At 72.9% G+C, this 16,025-nt stretch carries 13 protein-coding genes and 2 pseudogenes; 9 read left to right on the top strand and 6 right to left on the bottom strand.

What is annotated here, in order from left to right; translation table 11 throughout:
* The first annotated feature begins 73 nt into the window (after positions 1 to 73).
* Complete coding sequence (locus F8271_RS07150; RefSeq protein ID WP_151488861.1) at positions 74 to 2,419, top strand: heavy metal translocating P-type ATPase; 2,346 nt, start codon at positions 74 to 76, stop codon at positions 2,417 to 2,419.
* A gap of 39 nt (positions 2,420 to 2,458) precedes the next feature.
* Here F8271_RS07150 and F8271_RS07145 read toward each other — a convergent pair whose 3' ends face one another.
* From F8271_RS07145 to F8271_RS07125, 5 genes are all read right to left on the bottom strand, one after another.
* Positions 2,459 to 3,316, bottom strand: a complete 858-nt coding sequence (locus tag F8271_RS07145; protein ID WP_151488860.1) for a universal stress protein — start codon at positions 3,314 to 3,316, stop codon at positions 2,459 to 2,461.
* A gap of 10 nt (positions 3,317 to 3,326) precedes the next feature.
* On the bottom strand, positions 3,327 to 5,720 hold the full coding sequence (locus F8271_RS07140; RefSeq protein ID WP_151488859.1) for a phosphoketolase: 2,394 nt from the start codon (positions 5,718 to 5,720) through the stop codon (positions 3,327 to 3,329).
* 64 nt (positions 5,721 to 5,784) lie between these two features.
* Positions 5,785 to 6,645 (bottom strand): universal stress protein, encoded by an 861-nt coding sequence (locus F8271_RS07135; protein ID WP_151488858.1) that lies wholly within the window; start codon positions 6,643 to 6,645, stop codon positions 5,785 to 5,787.
* Between the two features lie 116 nt (positions 6,646 to 6,761).
* Positions 6,762 to 7,586: an oxidoreductase gene (locus F8271_RS07130; RefSeq protein WP_151488857.1), complete on the bottom strand. Its 825-nt coding sequence runs from the start codon at positions 7,584 to 7,586 to the stop codon at positions 6,762 to 6,764.
* Complete coding sequence (locus F8271_RS07125; RefSeq protein ID WP_192580175.1) at positions 7,583 to 8,149, bottom strand: TetR/AcrR family transcriptional regulator; 567 nt, start codon at positions 8,147 to 8,149, stop codon at positions 7,583 to 7,585. Before F8271_RS07125 ends, F8271_RS07130 begins: the two co-directional genes overlap by 4 nt.
* 94 nt (positions 8,150 to 8,243) lie before the next feature.
* Between F8271_RS07125 and F8271_RS07120 the strand changes: the two genes are divergently transcribed.
* From F8271_RS07120 to F8271_RS07095, 7 genes and pseudogenes are all read left to right on the top strand, one after another.
* The gene (locus tag F8271_RS07120) at positions 8,244 to 8,480 is read left to right on the top strand and encodes a helix-turn-helix domain-containing protein (RefSeq protein ID WP_151488855.1); all 237 of its coding nucleotides are present in this window, start codon (positions 8,244 to 8,246) and stop codon (positions 8,478 to 8,480) included.
* Positions 8,480 to 8,662: pseudogene (locus tag F8271_RS34105) on the top strand (Clp protease N-terminal domain-containing protein); the annotation flags it as partial. The gene F8271_RS07120 and the pseudogene F8271_RS34105, both read left to right, overlap by 1 nt.
* Before the next feature lie 189 nt (positions 8,663 to 8,851).
* Positions 8,852 to 9,031: pseudogene (locus F8271_RS34100) on the top strand (Clp protease N-terminal domain-containing protein); the annotation flags it as partial.
* A 120-nt stretch (positions 9,032 to 9,151) separates the two neighbouring features.
* Complete coding sequence (locus F8271_RS07110; protein ID WP_151488854.1) at positions 9,152 to 10,156, top strand: diacylglycerol kinase family protein; 1,005 nt, start codon at positions 9,152 to 9,154, stop codon at positions 10,154 to 10,156.
* Entirely contained in the window at positions 10,149 to 11,150 is a 1,002-nt protein-coding gene (locus tag F8271_RS07105; RefSeq protein ID WP_151488853.1) for a YihY/virulence factor BrkB family protein, read from the top strand. Before F8271_RS07110 ends, F8271_RS07105 begins: the two co-directional genes overlap by 8 nt.
* A gap of 71 nt (positions 11,151 to 11,221) precedes the next feature.
* Positions 11,222 to 12,712, top strand: coding sequence for a phosphatase PAP2 family protein (locus F8271_RS07100; protein WP_151488852.1), 1,491 nt, complete (start codon positions 11,222 to 11,224; stop codon positions 12,710 to 12,712).
* Between the two features lie 10 nt (positions 12,713 to 12,722).
* Complete coding sequence (locus F8271_RS07095; protein ID WP_151488851.1) at positions 12,723 to 13,532, top strand: endonuclease/exonuclease/phosphatase family protein; 810 nt, start codon at positions 12,723 to 12,725, stop codon at positions 13,530 to 13,532.
* Between the two features lie 152 nt (positions 13,533 to 13,684).
* Here the strand turns inward: F8271_RS07095 and F8271_RS07090 are convergent, their stop codons facing one another.
* Complete coding sequence (locus F8271_RS07090; RefSeq protein ID WP_151488850.1) at positions 13,685 to 14,647, bottom strand: TIGR03557 family F420-dependent LLM class oxidoreductase; 963 nt, start codon at positions 14,645 to 14,647, stop codon at positions 13,685 to 13,687.
* A gap of 378 nt (positions 14,648 to 15,025) precedes the next feature.
* Here F8271_RS07090 and F8271_RS07085 point away from each other — a divergent pair.
* On the top strand, positions 15,026 to 16,025 hold a 1,000-nt coding region (locus F8271_RS07085), incomplete at its 3' end, for a glycoside hydrolase family 5 protein (RefSeq protein ID WP_151488849.1).

Raw genomic sequence — 16,025 nt, 5'->3', positions numbered from 1 at the left:
TCGGCCGGGTCGGCCCGGTGGCGAATCGGCCGGTGTCCGGCCGGAGACGGCAATGGGCTGCGACGATGCGCAGGTGAGGGCCGAGCCGACCGAGTGCGTACCGGAGCGGCCGGTCCGCAGCCGCGTCCGGCGGTGGTGGGCGTGGACGCCACTGCTCGGGCTCGGCGTCGCGGTGCTGGTCGGCGCGGCCCTGCGGATCGCTGGTCGACCGGGCGCGGCCGACCTGATCTGGGCGGCCGTCACGGTGGCCGCGCTGCTGCCCGCCGCCTGGTCGATGCTGCGGGCGTTGTGGCACCGGCACTTCGGCGTGGACGTGATCGCCGTGCTGGCCCTGGCCGGCGCGCTCGGGGTCGGGGAGTACCTGGCCGGGGCGGTGATCGCGGTGATGCTGGCGACCGGGCGGTCCCTGGAGTCGTACGCGCAGCGTCGCGCGACCCGTGACCTGCGGGCGCTGCTGGCGCGTGCCCCACGTACCGCCCGTCGGCGTGGACGCGACGGCGCGATCGAGGTGGTGCCGCTGGATCAGGTGGCGGTGGCGGACCGGTTACTGGTCGGGCCGGGTGACGTGGTGCCGGTCGACGGGACCGTCGACGTCGCGGTCACCCTGGACGAGTCGGTGGTGACCGGGGAGTCGCGCCTGGTCCAGCGGGCGGCCGGGGAGTCGGTGGCCAGCGGCGTGGTCAACGCCGGCGCCGGGTTCGGGATGCGGGCGACGACGAGCGCGGCGCAGAGCACGTACGCCGGGATCGTGCGACTGGCCGAGGAGGCGACCGCCCGCAAGGCGCCGATGGTCCGGCTGGCCGACCGGTACGCCGCCGCGTTCGTACCGTTCACCCTGGTCCTGGCCGGCCTGGCGTGGCTGCTCTCCGGTGACGTGGTCCGGGCGGTGGCGGTGCTGGTGGTCGCCACCCCCTGCCCGCTGCTGCTGGCTACCCCGATCGCCATCGTCTCCGGGCTGTCCCGGGTGGCCCGGCGTGGGGTACTGGTCCGCGACGGTGGCTCGCTGGAGCTGCTCGGCCGGGCCCGCACCCTGCTGGTGGACAAGACCGGCACGCTCACCGCCGGCCACCCGCGTGCCGCCGAGACGGTCGTCGCCCCGGGGGGCGACCGGGACGAGGTGCTGCGGTTGGCGGCGTCGGTGGAACAGCTCTCCCCGCATGTGCTGGCCGCCGCGCTGGTCCGGCAGGCCCGCGAGCGAGGGCTGGCGCTGACCGAGCCGGCCGACGTGACCGAGGAGCCGGGCCGGGGGGTCAGCGGCCGCGTCGACGGGCGGCTGGTCCGGGTCGGGCAGTTCGCCGGCGAGTTGCCGGCGTGGGCGGACCGGGCGCGCGCCCGCACCGAGCTGGCCGGCTGGTCGGCGGTGTGGGTCAGCGACGATTCCGGGCCGCTCGGCGCGATCCTGCTGGAGGATCCGGTACGCCCCGACGCCCGCCGGACGGTGCGTCGGCTGCGCGCGGCGGGGCTGCGCCGGATCGTGCTGGTCACCGGGGACCGTCCGGCCACCGCCGCGCAGGTCGCCGCGGCGGTCGGCGTCGACGACGTCCTCGCCCGCTGCACGCCGAGGGAGAAGGTGGCCCGGGTCCGGGCGGAGGCCGAGCGGGCGGTCACCGTGATGGTCGGCGACGGGGTGAACGACGCGCCGGCGCTGGCCGAGGCGCACGTGGGTGTGGCGATGGGCGCGACCGGTGCGACCGCGTCGGCGGACGTGGCCGACGCCGTGCTGACCGTCGACCGGCTGGACCGGCTCGCCGACGCCGTGGAGATCGCCCGGTACGCCCGTCGCATCGCGGTGCAGAGCGCCACCGTCGGGATGGGGTTGGCGGTGCTGGCGATGCTCGCGGCGGCAGCCGGCCTGCTGCCGCCGGTGGTCGGCGCGTTCCTGCAGGAGGGCATCGACGTGCTGGTCATCCTCAACGCGTTGCGGGCCCTCGGCGGCGGGTTGAGTCGCCGGGACGTCTCGCCGCACACGCGGGCGCTGCTCGCCCGGTTCGCCGGAGAACACCAGGCGGTCCGCGACGTGCTGGCCGGGCTGCGCGACACCGCCGACCTGGTCGCCACCGACGCGGGTTCGGCGCGGTGCCTGCCGGCGCTGCGGGAGACCCACCGCCGGCTGACCGAGCAGGTGCTGCCGCACGAGGCCGGCGAGGAACGGCAGCTCTATCCCGCGTTGGCCGACCCGTTGGGCGGCGGCGAGGCGACCGCGACGATGAGCCGGGCGCACGTGGAGATCCGCCGCCAGGTCGACCTGCTCGGCGTCCAACTCGCGCAGACCGACGACGGGCGGCTGCGCCCGGATCAGGTCCCCGACCTGCTGTCCACCCTCTACGGCCTGGACGCCGTGGTCCGCCTGCACCTGGCGCAGGAAGAGGAGGAGTTCTTCTCCCTCGACCCGTCCGACCCGGTGCCCGAGCGGCCGTGACTCCCGCCCGGCCGCACCCGCCCGAGGGTGCGGCCGGCGTCAGCGTTCCCGGACCACCGCGATCGGGCAGTGGGCGTGCTGGATCAGTTGTTGGCTGACCGAGCCGAGCAGCATGCCGGCCAACCCACCCCGGCCCCGGGTGCCGACCACCACCAGCCGCGCGGCGCGGCTCGCCTCGATCAGCATCGCGGCCGGGCTGCCCGCCACCAGGTCGACGCTGATGCTCAGCTCCGTGAACGTGCGCCGCCACGGCTCCAGCGCCTCCTCCACCGAGGCCCGCTCATCGGGCACCCCGGCCTCAGCGTTGGGGCCCGGCGTCCAGGCGTGCAGGACGCGCAGCGGCACCTGCCGCTGCGCCGCCCGTTCCGCCGCGAAGCCGAGCGCCACCAGCGACGGCTCCGAGCCGTCCACACCGACCGTCACCGGGCTGGGCGGCGCGTCGGTCGTCGCGGCGACCGCCCCGTCGCGGACTACCACGACCGGACAGTGGGCGTGCGCGGCGACCGCCACGGCCGTCGACCCGGCCAGCAGGCCGCCGAACCCGCCGTGGCCCCGGCTGCCGAGCACCAGCATCCCGGCCTCGGCCGAGCGTTCCTGCAACACCAGGGCCGGCGGCCCGTCGTAGACCTCGCCGGTGACCGTCAGGCCAGGATTCGCGGCTGCGGCGTCCCCGGCGGCCTTGCGGACCAGGTCCTCGACCTGCCGTCGGGCGGTGTCGTCCGGCCAGACGCCCGGCGCCACGCCCGGGCCGACCCAGCCGGCGACGGTCAGCCATTCGAAGACGTACGCCAGTCGCACCGGCTGGCCGCTGTGCCGGGCCTCCTCCAGCGCCCAGTTCAGGGCCGTCGACGCGTCGGTGGAGCCGTCGTAGCCGACCAGGATGTCCGCGTCCCGCACGTCGTCCTCCTCAGGGGTTCGTCGGGTCGGTTTCGCGGATCCAGCGCCACTCCGCGACCCGGGGGTCGTCCTTGCCGTACCGGCGGGTGTAGTCGCGGGCCGCCTGCCGGGCGTCGACCATCTGCTGGCGCAGGTGCGCGGCGCGGGCGGCCAGCCCGGGCACCCGGTCGATGACGTCGATGACCAGGTGGAAGCGGTCCAGGTCGTTGAGCATCACCATGTCGAACGGGGTGGTGGTGGTGCCCTCCTCCTTGTAGCCGCGCACGTGCAGGTTCTCGTGGTTGGTACGGCGGTAGGTGAGCCGGTGGATCAGCCACGGGTACCCGTGGTAGGCGAAGATGACCGGCCGGTCGTCGGTGAAGATCGTGTCGAACTCGTTGTCGGTGAGGCCGTGCGGGTGCTCGGTGTCCGGCTGGAGCCGCATCAGGTCGACCACGTTGACCAGCCGCACCTTCAGCTCCGGGAGGTGCTGGCGCAGCAGTTCCACGGCGGCGAGGGTCTCCAGGGTGGGCACGTCACCGCAGCAGGCGAGCACGACGTCCGGCTCGGTGCCCGCGTCGCTGCTGGCCCACTCCCAGATGCCCAGGCCGCGCCGGGTGTGCTGGATGGCCTCGTCCATCGTCAGCCAGTTCGGCGACGGCTGCTTCCCGGCGACCACCACGTTGATGTAGTGCCGGCTGCGCAGGCAGTGGTCCATCGTGGCGAGCAGGGTGTTCGCGTCCGGCGGCAGGTAGACCCGGACCACCTCGGCCTTCTTGTTGACCACGTGGTCGATGAAGCCGGGGTCCTGGTGGGAGAAACCGTTGTGGTCCTGGCGCCAGACGTGGCTGGACAGCAGGTAGTTCAGCGAGGCGATCGGCTGCCGCCACGGGATGGACCGGGTCACCTTCAGCCACTTGGCGTGCTGGTTGACCATCGAGTCGACGATGTGGATGAACGCCTCGTAGCTGGTGAACACGCCGTGCCGGCCGGTCAGCAGGTAGCCCTCCAGCCATCCCTGGCACAGGTGCTCGGAGAGCACCTCCATCACCCGGCCGTCGGGGGACAGGTGGTCGTCGCCGGGCACCGTGGCGGCCACCCAGGCCCGGTCGGTCACCTCGAAGGCGGCGCCCAACCGGTTGGAGGCGACCTCGTCGGGCCCGAACAGCCGGAACGTCTGCGGGTTGGCGGCGATGACGTCGCGGATCCACGGGCCCAGCACCCCGGTCGCCCCGGCCATCGGTTGGCCCGGCTCGGGGACGTCCACGCGGTAGTCGCGGAAGTCGGGCAGGGTCAGGTCGCGCAGCACCACTCCGCCGTTGGTGACCGGGTTGGCGCTCATCCGCCGGTCGCCGCGCGGTGGCAGGGTCCGCAGCTCGTCGACTGGCGCGCCGGTGGCGTCGAACAGTTCCTCCGGGCGGTAGCTGCGCAGCCACTGCTCCAGTTCGGCCAGGTGTGCCGGGTTGTCGCGGACCCCGGACAGCGGCACCTGGTGGGCGCGGTAGGTGCCCTCCACCTGGGTGCCGTCCACCTCGCTCGGGCCGGTCCAGCCCTTCGGCGTCCGCAAGATGATCATCGGCCAGCGGGGCCGGTCGACGACGCCGCCGGAGCGTGCCCGACGCTGGATCTCGGCGATCTCGTCCATGGCCCGGTCCATCGTCGCGGCGAGCGTGCGGTGCACCTGGGCCGGATCGTCGCCGGCCACCACGTACGGCTGGTAGCCCGAGCCGCGCATCAGCTCGAGCAGGTCCGTCTCGGGGATTCGGGACAGCACCGTCGGGTTCGCGATCTTGTAGCCGTTGAGGTGCAGGATGGGCAGCACCGCGCCGTCGCGGGCCGGGTTGAGGAACACGTCGGACAGCCAACTGCCGGCCAGCGGGCCGGTCTCCGCCTCGCCGTCGCCGATCACACAGGCCACCACCAGGTCCGGGTGGTCGAACGCGGCGCCGTACGCGTGGCTCAACGCGTACCCCAGCTCACCGCCCTCGTGGATCGAACCCGGCACGTCCGCCGCGACGTGGCTGGGGATGCCGCCGGGGAACGAGAACTGCCGGAACAGCCGGGCCATCCCGGCCTCGTCGCGCGCCACGTCGTGGTAGCGCTCCGACCAGGTGCCCTCCAGCCAGGTGTTCGCCACGATGGCCGGGCCGCCGTGCCCGGGGCCGGTGACCAGCATGGCGTTCAGGTCCCGCGCGACGATCACCCGGTTGAGGTGGGCGTAGATCAGGTTGAGCCCGGGGCTGGTGCCCCAGTGCCCGAGCAGCCGCGGCTTGATGTCGTCGGCGGTCAGCGGCTCGCGCAGCAGGGGGTTGTCCAGCAGGTAGATCTGCCCGACGGTGAGATAGTTCGCGGCGCGCCAGTAGGCGTCCAGCCGGCGCAGCTCGTCATCGGTGAGTGCGCGGTGCACGTCGAGAGCGGTGTCCATGATGCTGCCTCTCGCGGGTAGGGGGCGTCCGGCGTCCAGCCTCGCCGCTGGCGGTGCCCCGGGGTCAGGGCCGTTGGTCCCGCCCCGGGCGGGCGTCGGGCCCGGTCAGCGGCATCTCGGCCAGGCCGCGGACGATGATCACCGGGGCCGGTGAGTGGTAGAGCAGGGACTGGGCGACCGAGCCGAGCATGGCCCGGCCCGGTTCGTCGCCGCGGGCGGCGACCAGTGCCACCTGCGCCGAGCGTGACGTGTCGACGAGCACCTGACCGGGGTCGCCGCGTACGGCGCGACACTCGGAGGGCACCCTGGTCTGCTGGCCGACATGGTGTGCCAGGGCCTCGCCGAGCTGCTCGGTGACCGCGTCGGTGTCCTCGTCGCTCTCCACCACCCGCAGCGCCAGCAGGCGGGCGTCGCGTCGGGACGCGCAGTCCACCGCCCACCGCAGGGCGAGGTGTGAGCTGGGGGAGCCGTCCACGCCGACCAGCACCGGCCCCTGCGGCGGCGGCTCGCTGCGGACCACCAGCAGCGGGCATCCGGCGCGGGCGGCCAACTGCACGGCCGGTGTCTCGGCCGGGACGCACTGGCCGCTGCCGGCCATACCGCTGTCGCCGACCGCCAACAGGTAGGCCGACTCCGAGCGGCGGATGAGGGTGGGCAGCATCGCGCCCTCGACGATCTCGCCGCGGACGGTGAGCCCCGGTTCGGTCTGGTGGGCGAGCTGGGCGGCCTGGGTGATCAGCTGCTCGGCCGCGTCCCGGGGTGCGGCGACGGTGTCCGCGGCGAAGGCGGCGTGCCAGTCGAAGGTGTGCAGCAGGTGCAGCGGGCGGCCCTGCCCGGCGGCCTCCCGTGCGGCCTGCTCGACGACCGGGAGGTCGCGGTCCGAGCCGAGGCCGACCAGCACCTCCGCGTCGGCGGATGCCGCCATCCGATATCACCTCCCGGGCGTCGCGCCCGGCACGACCGCGCTGTCCCTGACCGAGGGTAGTCGCGTGGTCGCGGCGGCGGGCCGGATCAGGCCGCGCCGCCGTCGACGGCGAGGGGTCAGCGGAACTGGAGCCGGTTGACCGCGTCGAAGAGCCGGGCGCCGAAGAGTCGCCGGGTGTGCACCATCGCCCGCGCCGCGGCGGTCACCACGTAGCGGGTGCGCGGACGACGGGCGGTCACCGCCCGCTCGATCACCCGGGCCACCGTGTCCGGGGTGGCGGCCAGCAGCCGGTTGTCGTACGACGACGCCATCACCCGGTCCACGGCGGCGACCATCGACCGGTACGGCCCGGAGGCCGCGGTGTCCGCGCCGAGCGATTCGGCGGCCACCGCGCCGAAGCCGGTACGGATCAGCCCCGGCTCCACGATCGCCACGCCGATGCCGAAGGGGCGCACCTCCTGCCGCAGGGCGTCGGAGATGGCCTCCACGGCGTACTTGCTGGCGTGGTAGTAGCCGCCGCCGGGGAAGACCAGCCGCCCGCCCATCGAGCTGACGTTGACGATCCGGCCGCGACCGGCCCGGCGCATCCCGGGCAGCACCAACTGGGTGAGACGGCTGAGGCCGAAGACGTTGGTCTCGAACTGTGCCCGCACCCGGTCCATCGGTGCCTCCTCGATCGGGCCGTACTCGCCGTAGCCGGCGTTGTTGATCAGCACGTCGACCTGACCGTGCTCGGCCTCGATCGCGGTGACGGCGGCGCGCATCGACGTCTCGTCGGTGACGTCGAGCGGGAGCAGTCGGGCGCCGGCCTCGGCCAGGTCGGCGATCGCCTCCACCTTGCGGGCCGTGGCGTAGACGGTCAGCTCCGGGCGCCGAGCCAGCCGACGCGCGGTGGCCCGGCCGATGCCGGAGGAGGTGCCGGTGATGAGGACTGTGGTCATGATGGGTCTCCCGGTGCGATGGGCAGCCCGGCGACGATCAGCGCGACGCCGTCGCGCAGCCGCTGCCGGGGCAGGTCAGGGTCGGTGAGGTCGGCTTCCAGGCCGCGGGTGAGCGCGACCAGCACCTCGGCGACGACGCGGGCCCGTGGCCCGGCGGCGTCGGCGAGGGCGCCGGTCACCAGGTCGGTCAACTCCCGGGTGTACGCCTCGACGAGGTCGCCGCTGAGCTTGGTGCTGGCGTCGAGCAGTTCGGCGGCGTGCCGGCTTTCCCGGTGCAGCCTCAGGGTCAGCTCCAGTTTGGCGTCGAGCACCGCGTGCAGGCGCTGTTCGGTCGACGCGCCGGGGTCGGTGGCGGCGGTGCGCGCCTCGGCGATCGAGCTGGTGAAGATCCGTTCGGCGAGCCGCCGGTAGGCGTCGTCCTTGTTGCGGACGTACTGGTAGACGGCCGGGCGCGACATGCCCGCGGTGGCCGCGATGTCGTCCATGGTGGTCCGGCGTACGCCGTGCCGGGTGAAGCACTCGTAGGCGGCGGCGAGGATCAGGTCCAGCCGGTCGTGCGACATGCTGACAATAATTGCATTGTTTGTCAGGTTGTCAAGCCCCGGGCTGTCGTCAACAAAGGTTGACAGAGCGCCGCTGTCAACGTATGTTGACGGCATGAGTCAGGCAACGGAACTCGCGGCGGCAGCCGGCAGCACCGACCCCCGGGTCGGGCTGCGCGCCGTCCGCGCGCTGCGCCGGCTGCTCGAGCGGCTCGAGGTCGTCCAGGTGGACAACGCCCGCCGACAGGGCTGGTCCTGGCAGGAGATCGCCGACGTGCTCGAAGTCAGTCGGCAGGCAGTGCACAAGAAGCACGCCGGGCGACCGGCGGTCAACTCATCCTGGGAGGCGTGATGTTCGAACGATTCACCGACCGGGCGCGTGGCGTGGTGCGGCGGGCACTGGAGGAGGCGCGGGTCGAGGGGCAACGCCCCGTCGGCACCGAGCACCTGCTGCTCGCCCTGCTCGACGACGAGGCCGGCCTGGCCAGCCGCGTGCTGAGCGACGCCGGGGTGCGCGCCGACGACCTGCGCGAGCGGGTCCGCCGGCACACCGCCAGCGGTGGCGCCGGCCTCGGCGACGCGGACGCGGCCGCCCTGCGGGAGATCGGCATCGACCTGGCCGCGATCGTGGCCCGCATCGAACAGTCCTTCGGCCCGGACGCGCTCCGCGAGGCCGTGCCGGCGCCGCGCCGCCGCTGGGGTCGCAAGCGGTACCTCGGCGGCCCCTTCTCACCCCGGTCCAAGAAGGCCCTGGAGCTGTCCCTGCGGGAGGCGTTGCGCCTGCGTCACAAGCACATCGGCACCGAGCACATCCTGCTGGGCGTGCTCCGCGAGGGCAACGGGCTGGGCGCGCAGGTGCTCACCGAGTCCGGTGTCGACCTCGACGATCTGCGCCGACGGGTGGAGACCGCGCTGCGGACCGCCGCGTGACGGGCGCCCACGCGTTGAAACCTGTCTGTGGCACTTCCGACGCCGGCCGGTCATCGGGTCGCTGAAGCCGGCCGGGTGCTGCACACTGGCGCCGTGGATGCTGGACAGGACAGACGGCCCGCCGGCGGCGACGGTGGGCTGCGCTCCGCCGTGGTGGTCAACCCGGTGAAGGTCGACGATCTCGACGAGCTGCGACGCACCGTCGACGGCGCCCTGACGGCGGCCGGCTGGCCGGCGCCGCAGTGGTACGAGACGACCGCCGAGGACCCGGGCCGCGGCCAGACCGAGCAGGCCGTCAAGGACGGCGTCGACCTGGTCTTCGCCTGCGGCGGGGACGGCACCGTGATGTCCTGCGTCAGCGGGCTGGTCGGCACCGACGTGGCCCTCGCCGTGCTGCCACAGGGTACCGGCAACCTGCTCGCCGCCAACCTGGGGCTCTCCACCGACCTGGCCGCCGGCCTGCAGGTCGCCATCGAGCGAGGGCGGCGGCTGCTCGACGTCGGCGCCGTCGAGCACAATTACTTCACCGTCATGGCCGGCATGGGCTTCGACGCCCAGATGCTCGAGGCCACCAACGAGACCACCAAGGCCCGTATCGGCTGGCCCGCGTACGTGGTGGGCGCCGCCCGGCACCTACGCGACCGGCCGATGCGGGTGCAGATCCGCATCGACGACCGGCCACCGGTGCGCCGCCGCGCCCGCTCCGTCCTGATCGCCAACGTGGGCCGCCTCCAGGGCGGCGTGACCCTGCTGACCGAGGCCGAGCCGGACGACGGCTGGCTCGACGTCGCGGTGCTCACCCCGCGCAACCTGCGGCACTGGCTCGCGCTCGGCTGGGCGTTGGTCCGCCGCAGCGGCCAGGTGCCGAAGATGGAGGTGTTCCGCGGCCGAAAGGTGGTCGTCACCAGCAACCGGGATCAGCCGCGGGAGCTCGACGGTGACCTCATCTCCCCGGGCCGGCAGCTGCGGGCGGACATCCGACCGCAGGCGCTGTGGCTGTGCGTCCCCCAGCCCGAGGGCGCCCCCGACCTGGCCGTCGACGCGCAGGGCGCCGGGGAGCGGGGCGAGCAGCTGATCGAGGAAGCGCGCCGTGAGTAGCACCCGCATCGTGCCGGAGACCCGGCTGATGGCCGACGCCGAGCTGTCCGCCGACGACGCCTGGCACACACTGCGCCGGCAGGGCGGCTGGCACCTGCTGCGCGACGCCTTCATCCGGTTCCGCTACGGCGACGGCTTCAGCCACGCCCGGGCGTTCGCGCTGCAACTCTGCCTCGCCGTGGTGCCGTTCCTGATCGCCCTCACCGGCCTGATCAGCGAGCTGGGTGTCGAGGAGGGCGGCCAGGTGGTCGCCGACACCGTGCTGGCGCTCACCCCCGGCCAGAGCGCGCAGGTCGTCGCCGAGCTGCTCGGCGAGGGCGAACGCGTCGAGGACGCGGGGGAGCTGGCACTCACCCTCGGTCTGCTCACCGGCCTGGTCGCGCTGACCACCACGATGGCCCAGATCGAGCGGGGCGCCAACCGCATCTACGGCGTCGAACGCGACCGCCCCGCCTTGTGGAAGTACCTGCGTGCCGCCGTGCTGGCCGTCACCGCCGGCCTGCCCGCGCTCGCCGGCTTCCTCATCCTCGTCGGCGGCGGCGCGATGGGCGACTCGGTGCGCAAGCACTACGAGTGGGGCGACGTCGCCCACGGCGTCTGGGACGTGATCCGCCTCCCGCTGAGCCTCGGGCTGACCGTGCTCGCCGTGGCCGTGCTGTTCCGGCACGCGCCCCGCCGCCGGCAACCCGGCCTGTCCTGGCTGCTGTTCGGCGCGGGCATCGCCACCGTCCTGTGGTGGCTGGCCAGCCTCCTGCTCGCCGCGTACGTGCGGTTCAGCGACGGCTTCGGGCAGACCTACGGCGCGCTGACCGGCATGATGGCGCTGCTGCTCTGGGCCAACCTGACCGGCATGGCCCTCTTCGGTGGGCTGGCCTTCGCCGCCCAGCTGGAGGCGCTGCGCATCGGCGTGCAGGAGCCCGCCCAACCGGACCTGTGGGAGCCCGACGCCGACCGCGTCGAACTGCTCGACACCGGGGACATGACCGCGCTGTAGCGGCGTGTCGCGTGTACGCGCGACGCGGATCGGGTACTGCGCCTCGCCAGAGCCGACAAGGGAGGTGCGGGGTGACCGCGGTCAAAGAGGTGGCGCGGCGTCCGATCGGTCATTTCGCCGAACGGAGCATCGCTGGTCTGGTGGCCGTCACCGGCGCCGGGGTGGCCTTCGGGCTGCTGTTGCTGCTCGTCCGGGTGCGGTGGAGCCCGCTGCAGGACGCCGACCACGCGGTCGCCGAATGGTTCAACGGGCTCGTCGCCCCGCACCACGCACTCGTCACCGTGCTCCAGGCGGTGACCGATCTGGGCGGCCGGCCGATCCTCATCTGGCTGGTCACCATCGCCGTCGTCGGGCTGCTGATCCGGCGGCAGCCCCGACTGGCCGTCTACCTGATCATCACCGGGGTCGGTGGGCTGATCCTCGACCCGTCGCTCAAGACGCTGGTCGGCCGGCTCCGCCCGGTCGTGGACGTGCCGATCGCCAGCGCGCCCGGCAACAGCTTCCCCAGCGGGCACGCGCTCGGCTCGTTCGTCGCGTACGGGGCGCTGCTGCTGGTGTTCCTCCCGGCGATGGCACCACGCTGGCGAAAGCCGGCGATCGTCGGCGTCGGCGTGCTGGTGGCGCTGATCGGCCTGACCCGGATCGCGCTGGGCGTGCACTTCATCTCCGACGTGCTCGCCGGTTGGCTGCTCGGCGCGGCCTGGCTGGGCGTCACCGCGTACGCCTTCCGGCTGTGGCGGCGCGAGCGGGGTCGGCCGGTGCCGCCGCTGAGCGAGGGCCTGGAGCCGGAGGCAGGGTACGACATCGCCCCCGCCCCGGCCGAGGAACACGTGCTGGCCCACCCCCGCTCGGCGGTGGCCGAGCTGCTGGTCGGCTGGGTTCTCGTGTTCGGTGCGCTGTACGGCTTCGGCATGTACGTCAGCTACCACGCCAAGGGCACCTTCTTCGCCACCCTCGACACGGAGGTGCCGCGCTGGTTCGCCGAGCGGCACACCGAGGTGCTGACCGAGGTGAGCTGGTGGTGGAGCAAGTTCGGCGACACCCACGCCATCCTGATCATCTCGCTGGTGTTCTGCCCGCTGGTGCTGGCGGTGTGGCGGCGCTGGCGGCCGGTGCTGTTCGTGGCGCTGGCGATGGTCGGTGAGCTGACCCTCTTCCTCGTCTCGGCGCGGGCGGTCGACCGGCCGCGCCCGCCGGTGGAGAACCTGGACGGGCAGATGCCCACCTCGTCGTTCCCGTCCGGGCACATCGCGGCGACGATCTGCGTCTGGCTGGCGATCACCCTCATCGTGTTCCCGCGTACCGACCGGTGGTGGCGTTGGATCTTCGTGGCGCTGGCCGTGATCATGCCGGTCGGTGTCGCCACGTCCCGCATGTACCGGGGGATGCACCACCCGACGGACTTCATGGGCGCGATCCTGCTCTCCGCGCTGTGGATCGGTCTGCTCTACCTGATCATCCGTCCGAACGCCGACCTCAAGGAGGGCAACCAGCCGGCCATCGAGTCGGAGGACGTGGACACCCTCGACGACGAGCTGGCGCGGGCCGGCCGGGCCGACTGAGCGACGCACCGTGCTGCGGGTGATGACCTGGAACATCCGTACCGGCGGCCGCGACCGTGGCGGCTCGGAGCGGCTGGATCAGGTGGTCGAGGTCGTCGCCGAGCAGGCGCCGGACGTGCTGGCCCTGCAGGAGCTGCGCGGCTTCGACCGCGGCGGGCTGATGGCCGAGGTGGCGGGCCGGGTGGGGATGAGCCCCCACCTGGCCCGGTCCTGCTTCGGGCAGCCGGTGGCGGTGCTGGTCCGACCGCCGTACCAGGTCATCGAGGCGGGGTCGCTGCGCCGGCCGTTCCACCACGCCGCCGCCCGGGTCGTGGTGGACACCTCGGACGGCCCGCTCACCGTGCTCGGCACCCACCTCTACCCGTACTCCGGGGGTCGGCGGCGGATGGAGGTCGACTGGCTGGCCGCCGCGGTGCGACGCGCGCCCGGGGCGCTGACGCTGGTCGCCGGTGACCTCAACTCGCTCGACCCGACCGTCGACCACACCGAGCGGCTGGCCGGGCTGCCCACCCTCTACCGGCGGCGGCACCTGCGCCGGGCCGGTGGCGGCGTGGACACCCGCGCGATCGCCCGGTTGCTCGCCGCCGGCCTGGTCGACCTCTGGCCGTCGTCCAACAGCGGAGCACCGGAGGCCGACGGACTCACCGTGCCCACCCGGTTCGGCGGGGCCGAGTTCGCCGGGATGCGGCTGGACTATCTGCTCGCCACCCCCGCGGTGGCGCAGCGGGTCCGCGACTGCCGGGTGATCCGTGGCGGAGCGGCGGACACGGCCTCCGACCACTATCCGTTGCTCACCGAGCTGGATCTGACCGCCCGCTGACCCCGGCTCAGAGCACGAGGTTGAGCAGGACGGTGAGCACGACCGAGGCCACGATCGAGAAGAGGATCATCAGGAGGCAGCCGAGGCCACCGCCGAGCGGGCGGATCTCCGTGTTGCCGAAGCGCATGACGTTCACCTGTCCGTGAGTGCGTTCACAGTTGCCGCAGCCGGGGCAGCAGTTGCTCCTGCGCCCAGTCCAGGAACATCGGCTGGGTCTCCCCACCGACCTGGACGATCGCCACGTGGGTGAAGCCGGCGTCGACGAACCTGCGGAACGCCTCGACGTGCGCGTCCACGTCCGGGCCGCAGGGGATGCCCTCGGCGACGTCGTCCTCGCGAACGAACTGGGTGGCGGCGGCAAAGGACTCCGGGCCGGGCAGGTCGGCGTTGACCTTCCAGCCCAGCCCGAACCAGCGGAACTGGTCGTGCACGATCTTGCGGCACTCCGCCTCGTCCGGGCCGTAGCAGATGGCCACCTGGCCGTAGCGGGGTTGACCAGCGCCACCGGCGTCGTCGTACATCTCGATGATGCGTCGGTCGGGCTCGGTGGAGATGATGCCGTTGCCGTACTCGGCGGCCAGCGTCGCGGACTGCCGACCGGAAGCCGCGACGGCCATCGGCACCGGCCGCTCGGGGCGGTCCCAGACGTAGGCGTCGGGCACGTCGAAGTGGTTGCCGGAGAAGGTCAACGTCTCGCCGTTGAGCAGCGGCCGGATGATCTGCAACGCCTCCTCGAACATCTCGTGCCGCTGCTGCACGTGCGGCCAGCCGCCGACGACGTGCTCGTTGAGGTTCTCACCCGCGCCGAGGCCGAGGGTGAAGCGGCCGTCGGAGAGCGCCCCGACCGTGCTGGCCTTCTGCGCGACCACGGCCGGGTGGTAGCGGCGGATCGGGCAGGTCACGAACGACATCAGCTCGGCGCCGGAGGTGGCGTGCGCGACCGCGCCGAGCACCGACCAGGCGTACGGGGAGTGGCCCTGGGAGTCCAGCCAGGGGTAGTAGTGGTCGGACATCACCAGCTGGTCGAAGCCGGCCGCCTCGGCCCGGACCGCGTGGTCGACCAACTGCTTGGGACCGGCCTGTTCGCACATCAGGGTGTAGCCGACGCTGACCATCCTGGTTTCCCTTCCACCGACGGATCGTTCCCGAGATACCCAGGCTGGCCGCCGTCAACCCTCCCGTCCGGTTCGCGGCCGGCGGTGCTTGACGGATGACGGCGACCTGCCTACCGTCGCTCTTAACCGGTTAAGACCCGGTTGTGGCGCACATCCTGTGGTGGGGATGACCGCCCCGTGACGGCCCGCGTTCGCGTGGGCCGTCACGGCTGTCTGCGGCCCCCGTGCAGCCACTGAACCGGTTGCGCCGATCAATCCATCGTCCTACGCTGATGCCTGCGCCATCGGGAGCCGGGTGGCGGCTGCCGGGCTGCAGCCGTCCTTCCCCTGTCACGTCCCACCCCTGTCGGGCACCGGGGGTCCTCCCTGAGGAAGGCCATGAAGACTCGTCTTTCCGCCGCTGGCGCGGCGCTGCTCGCGCTGCTCGTCGCGGTGCTGGCGTTCGGCCAGCCGGCGCGCGCCGCGGCTGGTTTCACCGTCGCCGACGGCAGGTTGTACGACGCCAACGGCACCGAATTCATCATGCGCGGGGTCAACCACGCGCACACCTGGTATCCGCAGCAGACCGGCTCGTTCGCCGACGTGAAGGCGCTCGGCGCGAACACCGTACGGGTGGTGCTCTCCAGCGGCGACCGGTGGACCCGCAACACCAACGCCGACGTCGCGAACGTCATCTCGCTGTGCAAGGCCAACCGGTTGATCTGCGTGCTCGAGGTGCACGACACCACGGGGTACGGCGAGCAGAGCGGCGCGATCACCCTCGCCCGGGCGGTCGACTACTGGATCAGTCTGGCCGACGTCCTCGCCGGCCAGGAGAAGTACGTCATCGTCAACATCGGCAACGAGCCGTACGGCAACCAGAACTACGGTACGTGGACCACCGACAACTCCGCCGCGATCAAACGGCTGCGCACCGCCGGGCTGACACACACGATCATGGTGGATGCGCCCAACTGGGGTCAGGACTGGTCGTTCACGATGCGCGACAACGCCGCCTCGGTCTTCGCCGCCGATCCGGCCCGCAACACGGTCTTCTCCATCCACATGTACGGGGTGTTCGACACCGCCGCGGAGATCAGCGATTATTTGGGCCGCTTCCGTGCCGCGAGGCTGCCCATCGTGGTCGGTGAGTTCGGTTTCAACCACTCCGACGGCGACCCGGACGAGGACACCATCCTCGCCTACAGCCAGGCCAACGGGATCGGCTGGCTGGGCTGGTCGTGGAGCGGCAACGGCGGCGGCGTCGAGTATCTCGACCTGGCCACCTCCTTCAACCCGGCCAGCCTGACCACCTGGGGTCAGCGGCTCTTCAACGGCGCCAACGGCATCCGGCAGACCGCCCGGGAGGCCAGCGTCTTCGGCGGCACCCCGCCGCCCA

This window comes from Micromonospora sp. ALFpr18c, assembly GCF_008868155.1.
Lineage (GTDB): Bacteria > Actinomycetota > Actinomycetes > Mycobacteriales > Micromonosporaceae > Micromonospora.
The sequence above is the reverse complement of the archived record's forward strand: the minus strand, read 5'-3'. Positions and strand labels throughout refer to the sequence as shown.